The following is a 20109-nucleotide window of genomic DNA, read 5'->3' as shown; positions in this document are numbered from 1 at the left end:
CGGGGCCTCCTCACGCCAGTCCCCGCACGGTCCGCGCGGGAGGTCGGACCCCGCGAATGGCGGCGACCATGTCCAGTACCTGCCGGGTCTCGGGCACCTCGTGCACCCGGTACACCCGGGCGCCCTGCCAGGCGCACACGGCGGTGGCCGCCAGCGTCCCGGTCAGCCGCTCCCCCACCGGCAGGTCCAGGCTCTCACCGACGAAGTCCTTGTTGGACAGCGACACCAGCACCGGCCACCCCGTGGCGGTCATCTCGTCCAGGCGCCGGGTCAGTTCCAGGGAGTGCCAGGTGTTCTTGGCGAAGTCGTGGGCGGGGTCGATGAGCACCGACGCCGGGTCCACCCCCAGGGACACGGCGCGTTCGGCCAGGCCGACGGTGTAGGAGACGGCGTCGGCCACGACGTCGGTGTAGCGCACCCGGTGCGGTCGGGTGCGCGGGGTCACCCCCGCGGTGTGGGTGCACACCAGGGCGGCGTCGTACTCGGCGGCCACCTCGGCCAACTCCGGGTCGTATCCGCCCCAGGCGTCGTTGAGGAGGTCGGCACCGGCCTCGCAGGCGGCGCGCCCCACCGAGGCCCGCCAGGTGTCGACGCTGATGACGAGGTCGGGGAACTCCGCGCGGACGGCGGCGACGAAGTCGACGACCCGGCGCTTCTCCTCGTCGGCGTCGATCTCCTCACCCGGCGCGGCCTTGATCCCCCCGATGTCCACGATGTCGGCGCCCTCGGAGACGACCTTGCGCACCCGCTCGAAGGCGGGGCCGTCGTCCCAGGTGGCGCCCTTGTCGTAGAAGGAGTCGGGGGTCCGGTTGACGATCGCCATCACCAGCGTCTCGTGCGCACCGTACTCCCGACCCCGCAGTCTCATCACCGACCGACAGCTCCTCCCAGCACGCGTGGTCGCTCCGGGCCGACCCCGACGGCCGGTGGGCGCTCCACGATACCGACCGTACCGGTGCGCGGACGTCCCTGCTCGTCGGCGGTGTCGAACCAGCGGATCGGCACTTCAGAGCCGTGGTCGATGCCGGATCGGCGGTCGGCGATCGCGAGCAGTTCGGTGGCCATGGCGCCCAGCCCGCGCAGCGACTGGTGCCGGTGGGCGCGCCGGCCCAGGTCCACCTGAGCGATGGCGTCCACACCGCACCGCAGGTGGGTGTCGACCAGCACGGCCAACTCGACGCCGTACCCGGAGGGCACCGACAGTTGCGCGAACAGGTCCCGGCGGATCGCCCACTCGCCGGACAGCGGCTGCACCACCCCGGACAGGGCGGGCCAGCGCAGGGCCAGCGTGGGGCGGGCGACCAGTTCGGTGACACGGCCGCCCTCGTGGCTGACGCGCCCGCCGCCCGGCAGGTCGAGCAGCCGGTCGTAGAAGCCCTTGACCAGCCGCACGCCGGGTTCGGTGAGCAGCGGACCCAGCAGGGCGGAGACGAAGTGGGGACCCCATTCGACGAGGTCGGCGTCGAGGAAGGCGATGACGTCCCCGGAGGTGACGAACTGCGACTTCCACATCGCCTCCCCCTTGCCCCTGCGGTGCCCCAGGTCGGGTCGGACGTCGACGACCCGGTGGACGACGGCGCCGGCCTCCCGGGCCACCCGCCCGGTGTCGTCGGTGGAATCGGAGTCCATGACGACGATCTCGTCGAGCAGGGGCGCGCGTTCCATCAGGTCGGCCCGGACCCGGGAGACGATGCCCCCGACGGTGGCCTGCTCGTCGCGGGCGGGGATCACCAGGCTGACGGTGAGGCCCCGGCGTCGTTTGAGGTCGACGAGCCGCTGCACGGTCCAGTCGGTGTGCCGATAGGTGCGATGGTCGAACCAGGTGTCGCTCAAGAATCCTCCCAGCGGGCTGGACTAGATCGTGTTCGGTGGACGCCGCTCGTCGCGAGCGGCGTCCCGGTGTGTTCACCGCGAGGCCGGCGAGGGGGTCGGGGCGGTGTCCCCCCGTCGGCCGGAACACCGCGGAAGGGATCTGGGCGGCCGTGGACCGCCGGACCTTCCAGGGGTGGCCGGGCGGGTGTGCCGGGGCGTCGTGCGGCGGCGTACACGTCCGCCGAACACGCCCTGGTTCACACTCTGCCCGGCGAAACGACCGGAACGTATTTCGATCTTCCTTATTCCCGGTGAAATCGGTGACACCGGGGGCGCCCGGGGCGGGGATCATGGAGTGACCGAGATCGACGCCCGAAGGACCCCGCCCGTGCCCGTACCGCCCGGGAGAACGTCGCCCATCCCCTCTTCGGCCCGGGCGATCACGGGGCGGCCCTGGCCGAACATTGCCGGTCGCCGCCCGACCGGATCCGGGTCCCGGGCCGCGATCCCCCCGACACCCTCACCAGGCGGTTCGAGATCTCCCACCGGCTGAGCGAACGCGGTGACCACGGGGCCGCGCCGTGGGAGTCCCCGCTCCCGCTCCCCGACCTCACCCGGGTCCTGGGCGCGCGGGACCCGAGAACCCCGGCGTTCCGCCTGGAGATCGCCCGGTGCACGTGGCGGGCCCGTTCCAGGAAGGGCGGCGCGAATTCACGGGGCAGGCGCAGGTCGGCAGGGTGGCGGGCGTCGTAGAAGGAGAACCGTCCGCCCCGGTCGTCGACGAGGTCGACGCCGCGGGGCGTGCCGTGCGGGGAGACCACGTGGGAGAAGTCCGGGCCGGGTTCGGCGTAGCGGTCCAGGACCACGCGGCCCTGGACGTCGTCGCCGAGGAAGTCGACGAACCCGGTGGCCGGGCCCAGGTGGCGCAGCCCCGGGGCGACGCCGTTGCCGGTGTGCCCCACGTGGCCGCGCACCGGCGGGACCTGCGCCGAGTCGCCCTCGGGGACGGCGAGGTCGGGGACGCGGACGAGGGTGTCCACGCCGGTGCCGCCCACCACGACGACGTCGTCACGGGATCCGGTCATGGAGATCCTGCTTACGGAGGCGGACCGAGGACGGCGCGGGCGACGGTCCGGGCGAGGGGCACGACGCCGAAGGCGAGGGTGACACGGGCCGAGGGCGAGGTGGCCCGTGCCGAGGGCGGCCGGGCGGACCCCCGTCCCGATCGGCCCCGTTCAGCGCGACGGGACCCGGTCGCCGGCCGACGCCCCCGCGGTGAGCCAGGCGAACAGGCTCGGGTCGGCGCCCATCTCCGGGTGCCACTGCACCCCCAGGACCGCGTCGGTGTCGTCGTACTCGATGGCCTCGACCGTGCCGTCGTCGGCCCAGGCGGTCGCCGTCACCCCCGCGCCCGGTTCGGCGACGGCCTGGTGGTGGTACGAGGGCACCTCCAACCGGGTGCGGCCCAGCGCACGGGCGGTGCGCGACCCCTCGGCGACGGTGACCGGGTGGGGGTCGAACACGCCGAGGCGGAGCCGGTGTCCGTCGTGGCCGACCACGTCGGGCAGGTGCTGGTGCAGGGTGCCGCCGCGGGCCACGTTGAGCAGCTGCATGCCCCGGCAGATCCCCAGCACGGGGATCCCCCGCCCCAGGGCGGCGGCCAGCAGCGCGCTCTCGGCGGCGTCCCGGAAGTCCTGGACGCCGGCGGTGCGCTCGCCGACGGGAGCGCCGTAGCGGGCGGGGGCGATGTCGCCGCCGCCCGCCAGCAGCAGTCCGTCCAGGGCGGGGACCGCCCCGGCCGTGTTCGCGACCGGGGGCAGCAGGACGGGCACCGCGCCCGCGGCGGCGACCGCGTCCACGTACTCCTGCGGCAGCAGGGTGGCGCGGGTGTCCCACACCCCCCACCGGGCGTGGTCGGCGTAGGCGGAGATACCGATGACGGGCGCGGTCACGACGCCCTCCCTTCCGTGACGGACCGTTACAGCGGGGTGACGTAGGCCCCGGAGATACCGCCGTCCACCAGGAAGTTGGACGCGGTGATGAAGGAGGCGTCGTCACTGGCCAGGAACGCCACGGCGGCGGCGATCTCCTCGGCCTCGGCGAACCGGCCCAACGGCACGTGCACCAGACGGCGGGCGGCCCGCTCGGGGTCCTTGGCGAACAGCTCGCGCAGCAGCGGCGTGTTCACCGGCCCCGGGGAGAGCGCGTTGACCCGGATGCCCTCGCGCGCGAACTGCACGCCCAGCTCACGGCTGAGCGCCAGCACGCCGCCCTTGCTGGCGGTGTAGGAGATCTGGGAGGTGGCCGCGCCCATGGTGGCGACGAAGGAGGCGGTGTTGACGATCGACCCCCGCCCCTGTTCGCGCATGTACGGCAGGGCGTACTTGCAGCACAGGTAGACCGAGGTCAGGTTGACCTCCTGGACCCGGCGCCAGGCGTCGAGGCCGGTGGTGAGGATGGAGTCGTCGTCGGGCGGGGAGATCCCGGCGTTGTTGAAGGCGACGTCCACGCTCCCGTACGTCTCCCTCGCCGCGGCGAAGAGCGCCTCCACCTCCTTCTCGTCGGTGACGTCGACGCGCACGAAGGTCCCGTCGACCTCCTCGGCGACCGCGCGGCCCGCCTCCTCGTCGAGGTCGGCGGCGACGACGCGGGCGCCCTCGGCGGCGAGCCGGCGCGCGGTGGCCCGGCCGATGCCCCCGGCGGCCCCGGTGATGACCGCGACGCGGTCCTCGAAACGGTTCATCTGGCTGCTCCCTGCTCGGATGTGGTCGGGGTCCCCGGTGTGCGGGGGATCAGGTGTCGTCGGAGACGAAGACGGTCTTGGTCTCGGTGAAGGCGTCCAGGGCGTCGGGACCCAGTTCACGGCCGATGCCGGACTGGCCCATGCCGCCGAACGGGGTCCAGAAGCGCACCGCCGAGTGCGAGTTGACCGACAGGTTCCCGGCGCGGACCGCGCGGGAGACCCGCAGGGCGCGACCGATGTCACGGGTCCACAGCGATCCGGCCAGTCCGAACGGAGTGTCGTTGGCGATGCGCACGGCGTCCTGTTCGTCCTCGAAGGGAAGGACGGACACCACCGGCCCGAAGATCTCCTCCCGGAAGGCGGGTTCGGCGGGGTCGGTGGTGGTGAGCACGGTGGGCGGGTACCAGAAGCCGGGCCCCTCGGGCGCCCGGCCCCGGAAGGCGACGGTGGCGCCGTCGACGTAGGCGGCGACACGATCGCGCTGGGCGGCGGAGATCAGCGGCCCCACCTCGGTGGCGGGGTCGCGCGGGTCGCCCACCACGACGCCCTCCACGGCGGGTCGCAGCAGCTCCAGGAAACGGTCGTACACGCTCGCCTGGACCAGCAGCCGGGAGCGGGCGCAGCAGTCCTGGCCGGCGTTGTCGAACACCGCGTAGGGGGCGGTGGCGGCGGCCTTGTCCAGGTCCGCGTCGGCGAAGACGATGTTGGCGTTCTTGCCGCCGAGTTCGAGGGTCACCCTGGTGAGGTCGTCGGCGGCGGCGGCCATGACGCCCTTGCCGACCCGGGTGGAGCCGGTGAACACGATCTTGGCGACGTCGGGGTGGCGCACCAGCCGCTCCCCGACGACCGGTCCGGCGCCGGGCAGGACCTGGAGCACGCCCTCGGGCAGACCGGCCCCGCGCGCCAGTTCGCCGATGCGCAGGGCGGTGAGGGGGGTGAGTTCGGCGGGTTTGACGATGACGGTGTCGCCGGCGGCCAGTGCGGGCGCGGCCCCCCAGGACAGGACGGGCATGGGGAAGTTCCACGGGACGATGACGCCGACCACGCCGAGGGGTTCGGCGAAGGTGACGCTCCACCCGCCGGGAACGGGGATCTGCCGTCCGCCGGCGCGTTCGGGCGCGCCGGCGTAGTAACGGAACACGTCGCGGGCGTTGCCGGCCTCCCACCGGGCCTGGCCGATGGGGTGGCCGGCGTTGGCGACCTCCAGGTCCGCGAGTTCGTCCAGGTGGGCGTCGATGGCGTCGGCTACGGCGCGCAGCAGGCGGGCGCGTTCGCCGGGGGCGGTCGCCCGCCAGGCCGGGAAGGCGGCACGGGCACGGGCGACGGCCGCGTCGGTGTCGGCGATGGTCGCGAGCGGGACGGTCGCGATGACCCGCTCGGTGGCCGGATCGACGACCGGGTGGACGACCGGTGCGTCGTCGGGCGGTGGCGTGGCGGTGCCCACGGTTCCCCCTGTCGGTGTGCGGTGGTGACGTGCGACGGACTCGGGCCCGGTGGCCCCGGGTCCGGTGGTCAGAGGCGTTCGAAGCCCCGGAACATCTCCCAGTCGGTGACGGCGGCGTCGAAGGCGGCCAGTTCGACCCGGGCGTTGTTGGCGTAGTGGGCCACGACCTCCTCGCCGAAGACCTCCCTGGCGAGGTCGCCGCCCTCCCACAGCTCCAGCGCCTCGCGCAGGGTGGTGGGGACGGTGGGCAGCCCGGAGGAGTAGGCGTTGCCGCCGAAGGGCTCGCCGGGCTCGATCCGGTTCTCGATGCCGTACAGCCCGGCGGCGATGAGGGCGGCCACGGACAGGTGCGGGTTGACGTCGCCGCCGGGCACCCGGTTCTCCACCCGCAGGGAGGGCCCGTGGCCGACCAGGCGCAGGGCGCAGGTGCGGTTGTCGTGGCCCCAGGCGACGGCGGTGGGCGCGAAGCTGCCCGGCACGTAGCGCTTGTAGGAGTTGATGTTGGGCGCCAGCAGCAGGGTGAACTCGCGCAGGGCGGCGAGCTGTCCGCCCAGGAAGTGCCGGCCGACCTCCGACAGCCCGTCTCCCTCGGCCAGGACGGGTGCACCGTGGTCGTCGCGCAGGGAGATGTGGATGTGGCAGGAGTTGCCCTCGCGGTCGTTGGGTTTGGCCATGAAGGTGATCGACATACCCTCCTGGGCGGCGATCTCCTTGGCGCCGTTCTTGTAGATCGCGTGGTTGTCGCAGCTGGCGCGGGCCTCGTCGAAGCGGAAGACGATCTCGTGCTGGCCGAGGTTGCACTCGCCCTTGGCCGACTCCACGTACAGTCCGGCGCCGGTCATCTCGTTGCGGACGCGCCGCAGCAGGGGTTCGACGCGGGCGCCGCCCAGCACCGAGTAGTCGACGTTGTACCGGTTGGCGGGGGTCAGGTCGCGGTAGGCGCGGTCCCAGGCCTGCTCGTAGCTGTCGCGGTAGACGACGAACTCCAGTTCGGTGCCGACCATCGCCGTCCACCCGCGTTCGGCGAGACGTGCGCGCTGGCGGTCCAGGACGGCGCGCGGCGAGGCCACCACGGGAGTGCCGTCGTGCCAGGTCAGGTCGGCGATGACCATGACCGCGCCCTCCGCCCAGGGGGTGGGGCGCAGGGTGGCGAGGTCGGGGACCATCGCGAAGTCGCCGTAACCGGTCTCCCACGAGGACATGGCGTAGCCGTCGACGGTGTTCATGTCCACGTCCACGGCGAGCAGGTAGTTGCAGCCCTCGGTGCCGTGTTCGAGAACCTCCTCCAGGAAGAACCGGCCGGACAGGCGTTTGCCCTGGAGTCGGCCCTGCATGTCGGGGAAGGCGACCAGGACGGTGTCGACGTCGCCCTCGGCGACGGCCGCGCGCAGGGCGTCCACGGTCAGCGGGGGGCGGCGGGGTGCGTCGTGCGCTCTCACCTGGGGGGCTCCTTGTCCGCAGAGGCGCCGGGGCGGCCACTATTGGTTCGAGATCAGACCTTATCCAGGGCCAGATAACCAGCACCCTAAGTACGTGTCAATAGGGCGTTAACCCTCTTGACAAGGAAGTAGGCGAGAGCGGAGCATCTGCGACAACCCAAAAGGACCGGACTCAGACCTTTGATCCACCGGCCGGTCCCGACGGGCGCACCCACCGACCCCCTGGGGAGCAACCGATGCCCGATCCCGACAAGAGTCCCCTGCGCATCCAGGGCGCGGACTTCTCCCGCGCCGACGACGACTACCTCGCGAGACGCCGACTGCGCCGGGGCGCGGCCGGATGGGTCCTGCTCGCGGGCCTGGGCGTCGCCTACGTCATCTCCGGCGACTTCGCCGGGTGGAACTTCGGCCTGGCCGAGGGCGGTTGGGGTGGTCTGCTCATCGCCACCCTGCTCATGGGGACCATGTACCTGTGCATGGTGCTGGGCCTGGCCGAACTCGCCTCCGCCCTGCCCACGGCCGGTGCCGGGTACGGGTTCGCCCGGCGCGCCCTGGGCCCGCTCGGCGGCTTCGCCACCGGGACCGCCATCCTCATCGAGTACGCCATCGCCCCCGCCGCGATCGCCGTGTTCATCGGCGGTTACGTGGAGGCGCTGGGCCTGTTCGGACTCACCCAGGCCTGGCCCGTCTACCTCGCCTGCTACCTGATCTTCGTCGGCATCCACCTGTGGGGCGTGGGTGAGGCGCTGCGGGTGATGTTCGTGATCACGGCCGTGGCCATGGTGGCCCTGGTGGCGTTCATCGTGGGCATGGTCCCCCGGTTCGACCCCGCCAACCTGTTCGACATCGAGCCCACCACGGCCCTGGGGGCCAGTTCCTTCCTGCCCTACGGGTACGTGGGGATCCTGGGCGCGTTCGTGTTCGGCATCTGGTTCTTCCTCGCGGTGGAGGGCGTGCCGCTGGCGGCCGAGGAGGCCCGCGACCCCCGGCGCGACATGCCGCGCGGCATCATCGTCGCGATGATCGTGCTCATGCTCACCGCGACCGGCATGCTGCTGCTGGCCCCGGGCGGGGCGGGCGCATCGGTGATGGCGGAGTCGTCCAATCCGCTGCCCGAGGCGCTGCGCGAGGCCTACGGCGGCAACACGCCGCTCGCCGACTTCGTCAACTACGTGGGCCTGGCCGGGCTGGTGGCGTCGTTCTTCTCCATCATCTACGCCTACTCGCGGCAGCTGTTCGCCCTGTCGCGGGCCGGGTACCTGCCCCGGTGGCTGTCGGTGACCGGACGTCGGCGCACCCCCTACCTGGCGCTCATCGTGCCCGGCACCATCGGGTTCGCGCTGGCGGTGACGGTGGCCGACGGAGACCGGCTCATCAACATCGCGGTGTTCGGGGCGACGGTCTCCTACGTGCTCATGACCCTGTCGCACATGGTGCTGCGCCGCCGCGAACCGGGCCTGGAGCGCCCCTACCGCACCCCGGGAGGGACGGTCACCACCGGGATCGCGTTCGTGCTGGCGCTGTGCGCGGTGGTGGCCACGTTCTTCGTGGACATGGTGGGGGCGGCGATCACGGCGGGGATCTTCGCGGTGTTCCTGGCCTACTTCTGGTTCCACTCGCGCCACCACCTGGTCGCCAACGCGCCCGAGGAGGAGTTCGCGCTGATCGAACAGGCGGAGTCGGAGCTCAAGTGAGGCGGCGGGACCGGGGCCGCACCGGCTCCGGTCCCGCCCGCCCGTAGGCTGGTCGTACCAGCGCGCGGGGCGCACGATGGAGAGGACCGTGGTGAGGACGAACGCCGAGCCCACCGTCGAGGACGCGGGACCGGCGGCCGAGGCGGTGTTCCGGCCGGTGCGGGCGGGCAACGCCTTCGAGGAGACCGTGGAGCGGTTGCTGTCGGCGATCCGGTTGGGCGTGGTCCCCCACGGGGAGCGCTTCCCGGCCGAACGCGAACTGGCCGCCCGGTTGGGCGTCAGCCGCATCACCCTGCGCGAGGCGATCCGCGCCCTCCAGGAGGCCGGGTACGTGGAGTCGCGGCGGGGCCGCACCGGCGGCACCTTCGTCACCTACGTGCGACCGCGGCCGAGTCGGGCCGAGGCCCGGCGGGTGTTCCAGGGGATGGACGTGGACCTGGACGACCTGTTCGCGTTCCGGCGCGCCCTGGAGATCGGCGCGGCGACGCTGCTCGCGGAGCGCGGGCTGACCGAGGAGCAGGATCGGCTGCTCACCGAGCGCTCGATGGCGGTGGACGGCGCGGAGGTCGGCGACTACCGGCGGCTGGACACCGTGTTCCACCTGACCCTGGCCGAGCTGACCGGCTCGCCCTCGCTGGCGGCGGCGTTGACCGACGTGCGGATGCGGATCAACGACCTGCTCGACGCCATGCCGATGCTGGTGAGGAACCTGGAGCACAGCAGCGCCCAGCACCGGGCGATCGTGGCCGCGGTGCGCGCGGGGGACCCGGGCGCGGCGCGGCGGGCGGTGAGCGAGCACCTGGAGGGCAGCGAGGCCCTCATGCGCGGCTTCCTCTCCTGACCGGCCCCCTTCGCCCCTGCCCCCGGTGACCGCACCGTCACCGGAACCCTTGCCTGGAACCCGGTTACGGGTTACCTTGTTCATGATGTCAAATATCGATCATGTACGGGTGCCGGACGATCTGGTGGGCGCGGCGATCCGCGCGGCGGAGCGGACGGGAAGGGATGTGGCCGACGTGCCCCTGGTCGAGATCGCGCGGGAGGCGGGAATCTCCCGCAGCACCCTCCTGCGCCGCCTCGGGGGTACGCGCGGCGCGCTGGACGAGGCGGTGCGCGCGGCCGGGGTGGACCCCGGAGGGCGACCACCGGTACGGGAACGGGCCATCGGGGCCGGGGCCCGCCTCCTGGGCGACCTGGGCCTGGCCGCCACCACGCTGGAGGCGGTGGCGCTCGCCGCCGACTGCTCGGTGCACAGCCTGTACGCCGTCTTCGGTTCGCGCGACGGCCTGCTGGCCGCGGTCTTCGAACGGCACAGCCCGCTGCCCGAGCTGGAGGGGTTCCTCGCCGACACCGGTGACGACCTGGCCGCCACCGTCCACGGCGTCCACCTGCGACTGGCCCGGGCGTTCGGCCGCGAACCCCGGGTGATGCCCGCGATCCTGGCGGACGTGTTCGCCAGACCCACCGGCCCCACCCGGGACATGCTGGCCACCCGCTTCTTCCCCCGGGCCCTGGCGGCCCTGGGCGGCTGGCTGTCCCGGGAGGTCGCGGCCGGACGCCTCCGCGACCTGCCCCTGCCCCTGCTCGTCCAGCAGCTGATCGCGCCCGTGTTCGTCCACTTCGCCCTGCGCCCGGCCCTGACCGGGGTGCCGGGCATCGACTTCCCCGACGTGGAGGAGACCTGCGCCGTGCTCCGCGACGCCTTCCTCCGGGCCGTGGCGACCGACCCGCCGCACTGAACGGGGACGGCCCCGACCGTCCCGGGAACGGGAGGACCCCCATGTCCGAACGCACGACCTGCCTGATCGCCGGTGGCGGCCCCGCCGGAATGGTGCTCGGCCTGCTGCTCGCCCGCGCGGGTGTGGCGGTGACCGTGCTGGAGAAGCACGACGACTTCCTGCGCGACTTCCGGGGCGACACCGTGCACCCCTCCACCATCCGTCTGCTCGACGAACTCGGCCTGGGCGAACGCTTCGCCGCCCTGCCCCAGACCCCCCTGGACCACGTCGCCTTCCCCATCGGCGGGACGCGGGTCGTGACCATGGCGGACTTCCGACGCCTGCCCCGCCCCTACCGGCACATCGCCATGGTCCCCCAATGGGACCTGCTCACCCTGCTCGCCGAAGCGGGCGGGGAGGAACCGTCGTTCACCCTGCGGATGGGCACCGAGGTCACCGGCCTGCTGCGCGAGAACGGCCGGGTGACGGGGGTCCGCCACCGGGGGCCCGACGGCGAGGGCGAGATCCGCGCCGCCCTCACCGTGGGGTGCGACGGCCGCTGGTCGCTGGTCCGCCGCGAGGCGGGACTGGTCCCGCGGGAGTTCCCGGTCGGGATCGACGCCTGGTGGTTCCGGCTGACCGCCGCCACGGGGCGGGAGATGGCGCTCACCCCCCGGGGCGGGCGGGGCCGGTTCCTCATCGTCATCCCGCGCGAGGGCTACCTCCAGATCGCCTACATCGGCCGCAAGGGGAGCGACGCCGAACTGCGGGCCCGGGGCGTCGAGGCGTTCCGCGCCGACATCGCCGCGCTGGTCCCGGAACTGGCCGACGGGGTGGACTCCCTGGAGTCCATGGACGACGTCAAACACCTGGACATCCGGCTCGACCGGCTGCGCCGCTGGCACGGCGCGGGGGTGCTGTGCATCGGCGACGCCGCGCACGCGATGTCCCCGATGGGCGGGGTCGGCATCAACCTGGCCGTGCAGGACGCGGTGGCGGCGGCGACCCTGCTCGCCGAGCCCCTCCGCGCGGGCGCCGTCCAGGACCGGGACCTGGCCCGGGTGCGCGCCCGCAGGCTGCTGCCGACCGCCGTCGTCCAGCGCCTCCAGCGGACCATGGAGAAGGTCATGGCGGAGCCGATGATCCAGGGCCGCAGGGTGGGACCGCCCGCGACGCTGGTGGCGCTCATGGAGCACCTGCCGTTCCTGTCGGCCGTCCCCGCCCGCCTCATCGGTCTGGGGTTGCGGTCGGAGCACGCTCCGGGGTTCGCCCGCCGTCGCCCCGCTCCCCCGGGTCCGGTCGGGTGACCCGGGAACGGCCGCCACCCAGCGCGGTGAGGGCGACACCGCCCACCAGCAGCACGGCGGCCGTCAGGTTGAGCGGGGTGAGTTCCTCGCCCAGGAACACGTACGCGGAGAGCATCCCGAACACCGGGACGAGCAGGGTGAACGGGGCGACCGCCGAGGCGTCGTGCTCGCGCAGCAGGAAGCCCCATACGCCGAACCCGAACACGGTCGCCACCCAGGCGACGAAGAGGAGCGCGGCCACCCCGGTCGGGTCCAGGTCGCGCATCGCGACCAGGCCCGCCCGGGGGCCCTCCACCAGCAGGGACATCACGAACAACGGCAGCGGCGGCACCAGACTCACCCACACCGTCCACGCCAGGGCGTCGGGCGGGGCGGCCCTGCGGGTGAGGACGTTGGCCAGGCCCCAGAACGCAGCCGCCGCGATGATCATCGAGAACGCCGTGAGCGGGCCCGAGGCGCCCTGGGCCCAGGCGGCGACGCCGATCCCGACCAGGGCCACCGCCATGCCCAGATAGCGGACCGGCCGCAGTCGTTCGCGCAGGAACACCACCGCGAAGACCGCCGTGAACACCGCCTGCACCTGGAGCACCAGGGAGGTGAGCCCGGCGGGCATGCCCAGGTGCATGCCGGTGAAGACCAGGCCGAACTTGGCCACCCCCAGGGTCAGCCCCACCAGCACGATCCACCCCAGGGCGACCTCGGGCCGTTTGACGAGGAAGACCGCCGGGACGGCCGCGACGAGGAAGCGCAGGGCGGTGAACAGCAGGGGAGGGAAGTGGTCGAGGCCGACCTCGATGACGACGAAGTTGACACCCCAGATCGCCGCGACGAGCACGGCCAGGAACAGGTGGAGGGGACGCATGGATTCGATGATGGCGGCCGAACGGATTAAGCACCAGCGAAGATTCCTACACCGTTGGATTCACGTCTGCTTCATAATGGTGGGGTCCTCCCGGAAGGAGCGCCCCCGTGCTCGACCTGTCCCGCCTGCGCGCCCTGCACGCCGTGCACGTCCACGGTTCCGTCGCGTCCGCCGCCAAGGCCCTGGGCTACACCCCCTCGGCGATCTCCCAGCAGGTCGGCAAACTCGAACGTGAGACCGGCACACCGCTGCTGGAACGGCGCGGGCGCGGTGTCGTGCTCACCGACGCCGCCGCCATGCTCGTGGGCACCGCGGGACGGGTGCTGGCCCTGGTCGAGGAGGCGGAGGTGTGCCTGGAGGAGCGGCGCGGGCGGCCCCACGGCCGGTTGACCGTCGCCTCGTTCGCCACCGCCGCGCGGGGTCTGCTGCCCGGGGTGCTGGCCGAGCTGGCCGCCGCCCACCCGGCCCTGGACGTGCGGCTGTTCGAGGAGGACCCGCACGCCACCCCGCACATGGTCGCCCAGGGCACCGTGGACCTGGCGGTGGTCCACGACTGGGACATCGCCCCCATGAGCGTCCCCGAGGGGGTGGTGAGGGAGCGCGTCGGCGAGGACCGGTGCGACGTCCTGCTGCCGCCGGACCACCCGCTGACCGCCCGCACGACACTGACCCGCGCCGACCTGGCCGGTGAGCGATGGATCTGCCAACCCCCGGGCACGGTGTGCCACGACTGGCTGACCCGCACGATGCGCGCCATCGGCACCGAACCCGACATCGCCCACTACGTGGCGGAGTACCAGACGCAGGTGGCGCTGGTGGCCGCCGGTCTGGGCATCGCCGTGGTCCCCCGGCTGGGCCGGGGGACGCTCCCCGACGACGTCGCGGTGCGGCCCGTGGATCCGACGCCGGTGCGCGGCATCGCGGTGCTGTGGCGCGAGGGCACCTCCCGCCGCCCCGCCGTCACCGAGACGGTCCGCGTCCTGCGCGCCCACGTCGGAGCGCTCTGAAGACCCGACCCGGATCCCGGGACGGCGCTCCTAGGAGATCCCGGGGACCCGTTCGTCGGCGGGGACCGGACCGGGCGCGGCGCCCTTCCCGAAGGGCGACCCGCCGAGTCCCTCGCGCCCGTGGGGGGTGAGCCACCCCTGCGGGTCGGGGCCGGCGGCGACGATCCGCGTCGGGTTGATGGCGGTGTGGACCCAGTAGTAGTGGACCCGGATGTGGTCGAAGTGGGTGGTGTCGCCGAACCCGGGGGTCTGGAACAGGTCGCGGGCGTAGGCCCACAGCGCCGGGTACTCGGTGAGCTTGGCGATGTTGCACTTGAAGTGGCCGTGGTAGACGGGGTCGAACCGCACCAGGGTCGTGAACAGCCGGATGTCCGCCAGGGTCAGGGACTCCCCCACCAGGTAGCGGCGGGTGGACAGGCGCGCCTCCAGGTCGTCCAGCCGGGCGAACACCCCGGCGACCGCCCGGTCGTAGCGTGCCTGGTCGGGGGCGAACCCGGCGCGGTAGACACCGTTGTTGAGGTCGCGGTAGACCTCCGCGCCGACCTCCTCGATCTCCGCCCGGAGCGCCTCCGGGTACAGGTCGGGGGCGTCCTTGCGGGTCAGCGGGCCCCACTCGGTGGCCAGGTCCAGACAGAGCCGGTCGTAGTCGTTGGTGGCCAGGTGGCCGGTGGTGACGTCGACCAGGCCGGGCACGCTCACCCCGCCGTCGTAGCCGGGATCGCGGGCCAGGTAGGCCTCCCGCAGGGCGTGGATGCCCAAGACCGGGTCGAGGCCGCCGGGGCTCCCCGTCTCCTCGGTGAACACCCAGTGCGGGTCGCCCTCGATGATCTCCTGGCGGGGATCGGTGACGGCGAGCGAGATCGCCCCCTCCAGCCCCATGAGGCGGCGCACGATGACGGTCCGGTGCGCCCAGGGGCAGGCCCGGTTGATCACCAGCCGGTAGCGCCCGGCCTCGGCCGACCGGCCGAACCTCCCGTCGGCGGTGACCCGGTCGGCGAAGGCCGCCGGATCCCGCTTGATCTCCTCGGTGGGCACCTTGTTGCCCCGCATCCCGTTCCCCTTCCGGACGTGACGGTGCGCTCAGTGCCGCATCGTATCCGTTCGGGTCCGGCCACAGGGGCGGGCGCGTTCCCTCCGTCCTCGGACACGCGCCCGCCCGACCCCCGGGTCACTCCCTCCCGGGGGCGTCCTCGGCGAGGGTCACTCCCCTTCCCTCACGCCGAGCGGATCGAGCACCTCCACCAGGTGCCCTTCGAGGGCCTGTCGCCCCTCCTCGGCGGGGCCGCGAAGGGTCAGGGTCACCACCCGGTCGCCGTCGACCAGGGCCGTGGCCAGGGCGTGCCGGTCGGATCCGGTGCCGTAGAGGTACTCGAACGCGGGCTCGCCCTGCTCCCACGCGCCCTCCGCGAGGGCGGAGATCTCCTCGTACCCCTCCTCCTCGCGGGCGGGCACACGGACCCGGTCCTCCAGGACGCGCTCCAGGTCGGTCTCGTCGCCGTCGTCCCAGGTGAGGACCGCCTCGAAGGCGTCGTCCTCGATGAGGGTGAAGACCCGCTCCCCGTCCCCGTCCCCGTCCTCCACCGGCTCCCACACGTCCGGGTCCAGGAAGGGCGGAACGTCGGGGGAGGGAGAGGGTTCGGGGGACGGTTCGTCGGAGGGGGCAGGCTCGTCCGACGCGGTGTCCTCGGGGGCGTCGCCCCCGGAGCCGCCGGGTTCGGGGTCGCGCGCGGGGCCGTCCCCACCGGAACCGTCTCCGGTCGTGCCGCCCCCACCGCCACCGTGGTCACCGGAGGACGAGGAGCCGTCGGGGAGACCGCCGTCGGTCCGGGGCAGGGGGTCGGTCGTGGTCGCCGACGGTTCGTCGTGGGGTGCGGTCTCCAGCAGGGGGCCGTCGCCGTACGTTCCGGTGGACTCCGCCAGGTAGGCCCCCGGGTCCTCCTGGGTGCCGGCCAGCGCCGGGGAGGCTCCCACGAGCGCGACCACCGCCAGGCCCGCGGCGGGCAACCAGGGAGCCCCGGCCTCCTCGGGTTCGGGCAACGGTGTCTCGGCCGGTCGTTCCCAGCGCTGGCGCTCGTCGTCCCAGCGCGGTGTCGTCGTCATCGTGTCCCCTCTTCCTTGTTCCGACCGGGTCCGGCCGTCCATGTCCGTACGAGCGGGTCCGGTTCAGCCGCCATGGCGTCCCTCGATCACGCACAGGGAGGAGTGCAGGTCCTCCACCGCTCGGGTGGTGCGCGCCACCTCGCTGACCACGGCGCTGCCTCCGCGCACCAGGGCCAGGAGACGCCGCAGGAGCCCGGGACCGACCTCGCCGGTGTCCGTGATCTCCCCTTCGGCGCGTGCCAGCGCGTCGTCGACCGCCTCGACCTCGAAGGTCCGGGGCCGGCGGCCGAGGGCGGCGCGCACCCCGGCCAGATCGTCCAGGACCTGGACGGTCACCGCGTCGACGCGGACGGAGGCGTTCACCGCCACCCCGTCCTCACCGGTGACCAGGGCACCGCCGGTGATGTGCCCGGCGATCACCGCCTGTCCCGGTGGCGCGCTGACCGGTCGGGCGGTGACCGGGGGAAGCGGGGCCACGGCCCCCTCGGTACGGGAACGGTCCTCGGCACGGCCGCGGGCGCCGGTCACCACCGCGCCGCCGGTAACGGACCCTCCGACGTAGAGCCCGCCCCCGGCCGGGGCGGTCTCCTCCGGTTCGGGATCGTCGTGGTGTCGCGTCATGTGCTTCCCCTCTCACTCTGTGAAACGGACCCGTCGGTGGAGTTGTCCTCCGCGTGGGAGCCGGACCCGGTGGAGATGGCGCCGCCGGTCATCGAACCGCCGATGAAGACGGCCCCGTTCCCCAGGTGGACGGCCCGCCGCCGGAACTCCTCGGTCTCGTATCCGGCCTGTTCGAGCGCCTGGTTCACGCCCTCGGCGATGCGCAGTTCGATGGTCTTGACGTAACGGATGACGTCCATCCGCTGGAAGTGGGAGAGACCTCCGCCCGCCGCGTACTGGCGCACCGAGAACACCGGTCCCCGGATCCGCCGGTCCTCGTCGTCGGAATTGCGGCCGGACCCGCCCGGCTTCGAGGTCCGCGACAGGACGTCGAGGACCTTCCGGATCCCGGCGTTGCGGGACATCAGTTCGTCGATGACGTCGTCCACGTCCACACCGGAGGTGAGCGCCTCCACCACGGCGGACACGACATGGAAGTCGTCGTTCAAGGGCGCCAACAGATAGGGGACGATCTCCAACAGGAGTACGCCGCCCTGGGTGTGGACCCGCACGAAGACGGTGACGACCACCTGTTCGTCCCAGCCGCCGACCCGAATGCGCAGGAAGTGCCGGCGTTGTTCGCCGCCCTCGGCGACGGCGGCACGGAGGTGGCCGGCCACCCGGGCGTCGTCGGGTGCCCCCACCGGGAGCCCGCTCCGGAGGGCCCCGTGCGGCAGGGTGCCCGGCAGGAACACGCACTCGGAGATCTCCAGCGCCCCGAGCCGATCGCGACCGCCCCCGGCCGCCGACAGGGTCAGGGACTCCAGTTGAGGCCGGATCAGGTCGACGATGGCGCGTTCGTCGAGCGGACGCCCCGGCTCCTCCCGGGTGCCGGCCCCGCGCCTGCGCAACTCCAAGGCCAGGGACCACATGTTCAGTTCCAGACCCGCGCCGCGGAAGGGGGAGTCGAGCCGGTACGGGATCAGCGCGGAGTGCTGTTCTCGGGCGACCCGGCGCAGCAGTGACCCGTCCTTCGTGGACGGTGGGACGGGAGGACCGCCCGTGAAGGTCTCCTCGCTCAGCTCCCGGGCCAGGATGCGCTTGATCCGCTCCCGGTGGTCGCGCCACGCCAGCCAGGGCAGGAAGAGGACATCGACCTCTCGGGCCCACTCCACCGCGGTCCGGCCCGTATCGCCGGACAGGAAGTGGACACCGACCCGCGCGCAGAGGGCGAGGAGGACGACCACCATCACGACCAGGGGCAGGGCGGATTCCCTGCCTCGGACGACGATGTCGAACCACCCGACGACCAGAAGGACCGCGATGATCGTCAGGGTGAAGAGGCACACGCCCCGGGCGAACGTCAGCTTCCGGGAGAACTCCTCGTCGATGTCGCGGGCGCGCAGGCAGTGGGCGATCACCGGCACCAGGTCGAACCCGTAGGAGGGGGCGACGACCCGACGCGGGTCGTCCACCAGCCGGGCCAGGACGACCCGGCGGAACGCCGCGTCGAGGTAGGCGGCCAGGCACATCAGCCGGGTCACCTCGGGGGAGGTGCCGGTGGGCGGTTCGTAGGCGAACTCCGGTCGGTCCGGGCCGTCGGGTCCCTCCCCAGGGACGGGAAGGGCCCGGGTGGGCGCCTCAGACATCCCGCACCGCCTCGAAGACGACCGTCCCCGGATCCGGGCGGCGGGCGGCGGGGCGGGCGGCCCCGGTCGCATCGCCCTCGTGCGCGGCGTTCCCGGTCGCGGCGGCGCGGGGGCGGGCGGAGGGGCGCGGCACGTACAGGTGCCCCGTGGCCCGGTAGCCCTTGGCCGGGTGGGACACCTCGATGTCACGGAAGGCACGCGGGGACAGGGCGGTGTACCCGCCCAGGACCGCGTCCTCGTGGGCCCGCGCGGTCAACCCGACGACCAGCAGGGTGATCTCCGGGTCGCTGTCGGCCAGGGCGGCCTTCAGCGGGGCGGCGTCGAGCAGCCGGTGGGTCTCGGTCATCGCGCTGCCGACACCGTCGCCGGGCCGGACGCCGCCGCTGTCGGGCAGCGGCCCCAGACCGATCGCGGCGCGCAGCCGCAACCAGAGGCCGCGGTCCTCGAACGCCAGGTGCGGCTGGGTGTCGGTCAGGACACCGTGGAGTTCGTCCATCAGCGGGTGGACGAGCAGTGGCAGGTACTCCGAGGGGACACCGACGACGTACCCGTCGCCGGTGTGCTGGGGGAACGAGCAGTCCCGCCAGAGGTCGGCCAGGCCGGCGCGGTCGAACGCCTCAGCCAGCACGTCCCGCACGGTGGTGTTGAGGATCCCCTGGTGGCGCGAGGGGGTACGGGAGAACCCTTCGGCGTCGAGTGCCAGCACGGCGCGCTGCGGCGGCATTGTGAGGCTCGTGCGACGGGCACGACGAGACGTCTCCGCCATGGTCTGTTGACTCCTGAGTGACGAATGAGGGACGCACACGGCCCTCTCGGACCGCATGGCCACCACTGTCACCCGGGGATGACCGTCCCTTTACCCAGAACTGTGCATCCGGAGGGACGTTCTTCCCGGATGTGTCCCTGATTCGGTCGATACACCCACGTCGCCGTCCGACAGGGCCCGGCGCAGTCGCTCCGCGCCGTGGATCACCAGGCTTCCCCGGTCGGTGGAGACGACCCCGGCCTCGCGCAGCCGACGGAGTTCCCCCTGGACCCACGAGAGGGATCGGCCGACGGCCTCACCGAGTTCGCGCTGGGTCAGGTGCAGCTCGATGGGTCCCCGCCCCGCACCTCCGGAGGGGCCCGCGAGCCGGAGCATGGTCTCGGCCAGCCGCTCGCGCGAGGTGAGCTTGGCCATCTCGGTGCGCAGCGACTCGCTCTCCTGCTGCCGGCGCACGATGTGCTCCCACAGGAGGCGTTCGAGGCCCATGTTGCGCACCAGGGTCCGGAACCGGTCCCCGGCGATCACGTACGTGGTGCAGGACCCGCGGGCGGCCCGTACCGTCGCGGTGCGCGGCAGCCCCGACAGCACCGACATCTCCCCCAGCACCTCGCCGGGGCCGCGCATCGCCATCAGCGCCTCGGTGCCGTCGCGCAGCAGCACGGAGATCTTGACGTCCCCGCCCTGGAGGACGTGGACGGTGTCGTCACGCTCCCCCTGGCCCATGATCGGCTCCGAGGCGCGGTGCACCCGCACGGATCCGGACCGCACGAGGGCGTCCCATTGGTCGTCCTCCAATAACCCGCCCAAGCCCTGCCTGCTCACCGTCGCGCCTCCCCGGGCCGCCCACCACCTCACACCTCCATGGTGCGCGATGCGGCATCGGCGTCGATCGGGGATCGCTTCGGCCGTTGTCCAAGCGTGACGTCACATGACCGGACATGCCCCGTGCCGGAAAAGCACTCCCCCCG

Annotated in this window: 19 protein-coding genes; 5 read left to right on the top strand and 14 right to left on the bottom strand. The window is 73.0% G+C overall.

Annotated features, from left to right (window positions below; all coding sequences use genetic code 11):
• Positions 1 to 10: 10 nt before the first annotated feature.
• The 7 genes from folP to RM479_RS19285 all read right to left on the bottom strand — a co-directional run bounded on the left by folP (position 11) and on the right by RM479_RS19285 (position 7438).
• Complete coding sequence (gene folP, locus RM479_RS19315; RefSeq protein ID WP_274807958.1) at positions 11 to 871, bottom strand: dihydropteroate synthase; 861 nt, start codon at positions 869 to 871, stop codon at positions 11 to 13.
• A complete protein-coding gene (locus tag RM479_RS19310; protein WP_311513114.1) occupies positions 868 to 1833 on the bottom strand; it encodes a glucosyl-3-phosphoglycerate synthase in 966 nt (321 codons plus the stop codon). The genes folP and RM479_RS19310 overlap by 4 nt, the downstream gene beginning before the upstream one ends.
• A gap of 419 nt (positions 1834 to 2252) precedes the next feature.
• Positions 2253 to 2897, bottom strand: coding sequence for a carbohydrate kinase family protein (locus RM479_RS19305; protein ID WP_311513113.1), 645 nt, complete (start codon positions 2895 to 2897; stop codon positions 2253 to 2255).
• A gap of 150 nt (positions 2898 to 3047) precedes the next feature.
• The gene (locus RM479_RS19300; protein ID WP_311513112.1) at positions 3048 to 3764 is read right to left on the bottom strand and encodes a gamma-glutamyl-gamma-aminobutyrate hydrolase family protein; all 717 of its coding nucleotides are present in this window, start codon (positions 3762 to 3764) and stop codon (positions 3048 to 3050) included.
• A gap of 26 nt (positions 3765 to 3790) precedes the next feature.
• The gene (locus RM479_RS19295) at positions 3791 to 4555 is read right to left on the bottom strand and encodes a 3-oxoacyl-ACP reductase (protein WP_311513111.1); all 765 of its coding nucleotides are present in this window, start codon (positions 4553 to 4555) and stop codon (positions 3791 to 3793) included.
• Positions 4556 to 4604: 49 nt separating this feature from the next.
• A complete protein-coding gene (locus tag RM479_RS19290; RefSeq protein WP_311513110.1) occupies positions 4605 to 5999 on the bottom strand; it encodes an aldehyde dehydrogenase family protein in 1395 nt (464 codons plus the stop codon).
• A 68-nt stretch (positions 6000 to 6067) separates the two neighbouring features.
• Positions 6068 to 7438: a glutamine synthetase family protein gene (locus tag RM479_RS19285; RefSeq protein ID WP_311513109.1), complete on the bottom strand. Its 1371-nt coding sequence runs from the start codon at positions 7436 to 7438 to the stop codon at positions 6068 to 6070.
• Between the two features lie 236 nt (positions 7439 to 7674).
• Between RM479_RS19285 and eat the strand changes: the two genes are divergently transcribed.
• From eat to RM479_RS19265, 4 genes are all read left to right on the top strand, one after another.
• Complete coding sequence (gene eat / locus RM479_RS19280; protein WP_311513108.1) at positions 7675 to 9132, top strand: ethanolamine permease; 1458 nt, start codon at positions 7675 to 7677, stop codon at positions 9130 to 9132.
• 76 nt (positions 9133 to 9208) lie between these two features.
• On the top strand, positions 9209 to 9973 hold the full coding sequence (locus tag RM479_RS19275) for a FadR/GntR family transcriptional regulator (RefSeq protein WP_397222606.1): 765 nt from the start codon (positions 9209 to 9211) through the stop codon (positions 9971 to 9973).
• An 82-nt stretch (positions 9974 to 10055) separates the two neighbouring features.
• Complete coding sequence (locus tag RM479_RS19270) at positions 10056 to 10871, top strand: TetR/AcrR family transcriptional regulator (RefSeq protein ID WP_397222605.1); 816 nt, start codon at positions 10056 to 10058, stop codon at positions 10869 to 10871.
• A gap of 41 nt (positions 10872 to 10912) precedes the next feature.
• Positions 10913 to 12157 (top strand): FAD-dependent oxidoreductase, encoded by a 1245-nt coding sequence (locus RM479_RS19265; protein ID WP_311513105.1) that lies wholly within the window; start codon positions 10913 to 10915, stop codon positions 12155 to 12157.
• Here the strand turns inward: RM479_RS19265 and RM479_RS19260 are convergent.
• Entirely contained in the window at positions 12078 to 13019 is a 942-nt protein-coding gene (locus RM479_RS19260; RefSeq protein WP_311513104.1) for an EamA family transporter, read from the bottom strand. The genes RM479_RS19265 and RM479_RS19260 overlap by 80 nt on opposite strands.
• Before the next feature lie 107 nt (positions 13020 to 13126).
• On the opposite strand from RM479_RS19260, the gene RM479_RS19255 reads away from it, so the two are divergent.
• The gene (locus RM479_RS19255; protein WP_311513103.1) at positions 13127 to 14026 is read left to right on the top strand and encodes a LysR family transcriptional regulator; all 900 of its coding nucleotides are present in this window, start codon (positions 13127 to 13129) and stop codon (positions 14024 to 14026) included.
• Between the two features lie 30 nt (positions 14027 to 14056).
• Here the strand turns inward: RM479_RS19255 and RM479_RS19250 are convergent, their stop codons facing one another.
• From RM479_RS19250 to RM479_RS19225, 6 genes are all read right to left on the bottom strand, one after another.
• Positions 14057 to 15076 carry a glutathione S-transferase family protein gene (locus tag RM479_RS19250; RefSeq protein ID WP_311513102.1) on the bottom strand — a complete coding sequence of 340 codons (1020 nt, stop codon included), beginning with the start codon at positions 15074 to 15076 and terminating at the stop codon, positions 14057 to 14059.
• Positions 15077 to 15226: 150 nt separating this feature from the next.
• Positions 15227 to 16126, bottom strand: coding sequence for a hypothetical protein (locus RM479_RS19245; RefSeq protein ID WP_311513101.1), 900 nt, complete (start codon positions 16124 to 16126; stop codon positions 15227 to 15229).
• Between the two features lie 63 nt (positions 16127 to 16189).
• A complete protein-coding gene (locus RM479_RS19240) occupies positions 16190 to 16747 on the bottom strand; it encodes a hypothetical protein (RefSeq protein ID WP_311513100.1) in 558 nt (185 codons plus the stop codon).
• On the bottom strand, positions 16744 to 18375 hold the full coding sequence (locus RM479_RS19235) for a hypothetical protein (RefSeq protein ID WP_311513099.1): 1632 nt from the start codon (positions 18373 to 18375) through the stop codon (positions 16744 to 16746). Before RM479_RS19235 ends, RM479_RS19240 begins: the two co-directional genes overlap by 4 nt.
• Complete coding sequence (locus tag RM479_RS19230; protein WP_311513098.1) at positions 18368 to 19141, bottom strand: hypothetical protein; 774 nt, start codon at positions 19139 to 19141, stop codon at positions 18368 to 18370. The genes RM479_RS19235 and RM479_RS19230 overlap by 8 nt, the downstream gene beginning before the upstream one ends.
• Before the next feature lie 90 nt (positions 19142 to 19231).
• Positions 19232 to 19963, bottom strand: coding sequence for a Crp/Fnr family transcriptional regulator (locus RM479_RS19225; RefSeq protein WP_311513097.1), 732 nt, complete (start codon positions 19961 to 19963; stop codon positions 19232 to 19234).
• Positions 19964 to 20109: the final 146 nt, after the last annotated feature.

This window comes from Nocardiopsis lambiniae (assembly GCF_031845465.1).
Lineage (GTDB): Bacteria > Actinomycetota > Actinomycetes > Streptosporangiales > Streptosporangiaceae > Nocardiopsis > Nocardiopsis lambiniae.
Note: the sequence above shows the minus strand (reverse complement) of the source record. Positions and strands in the feature narration are given on the sequence as shown.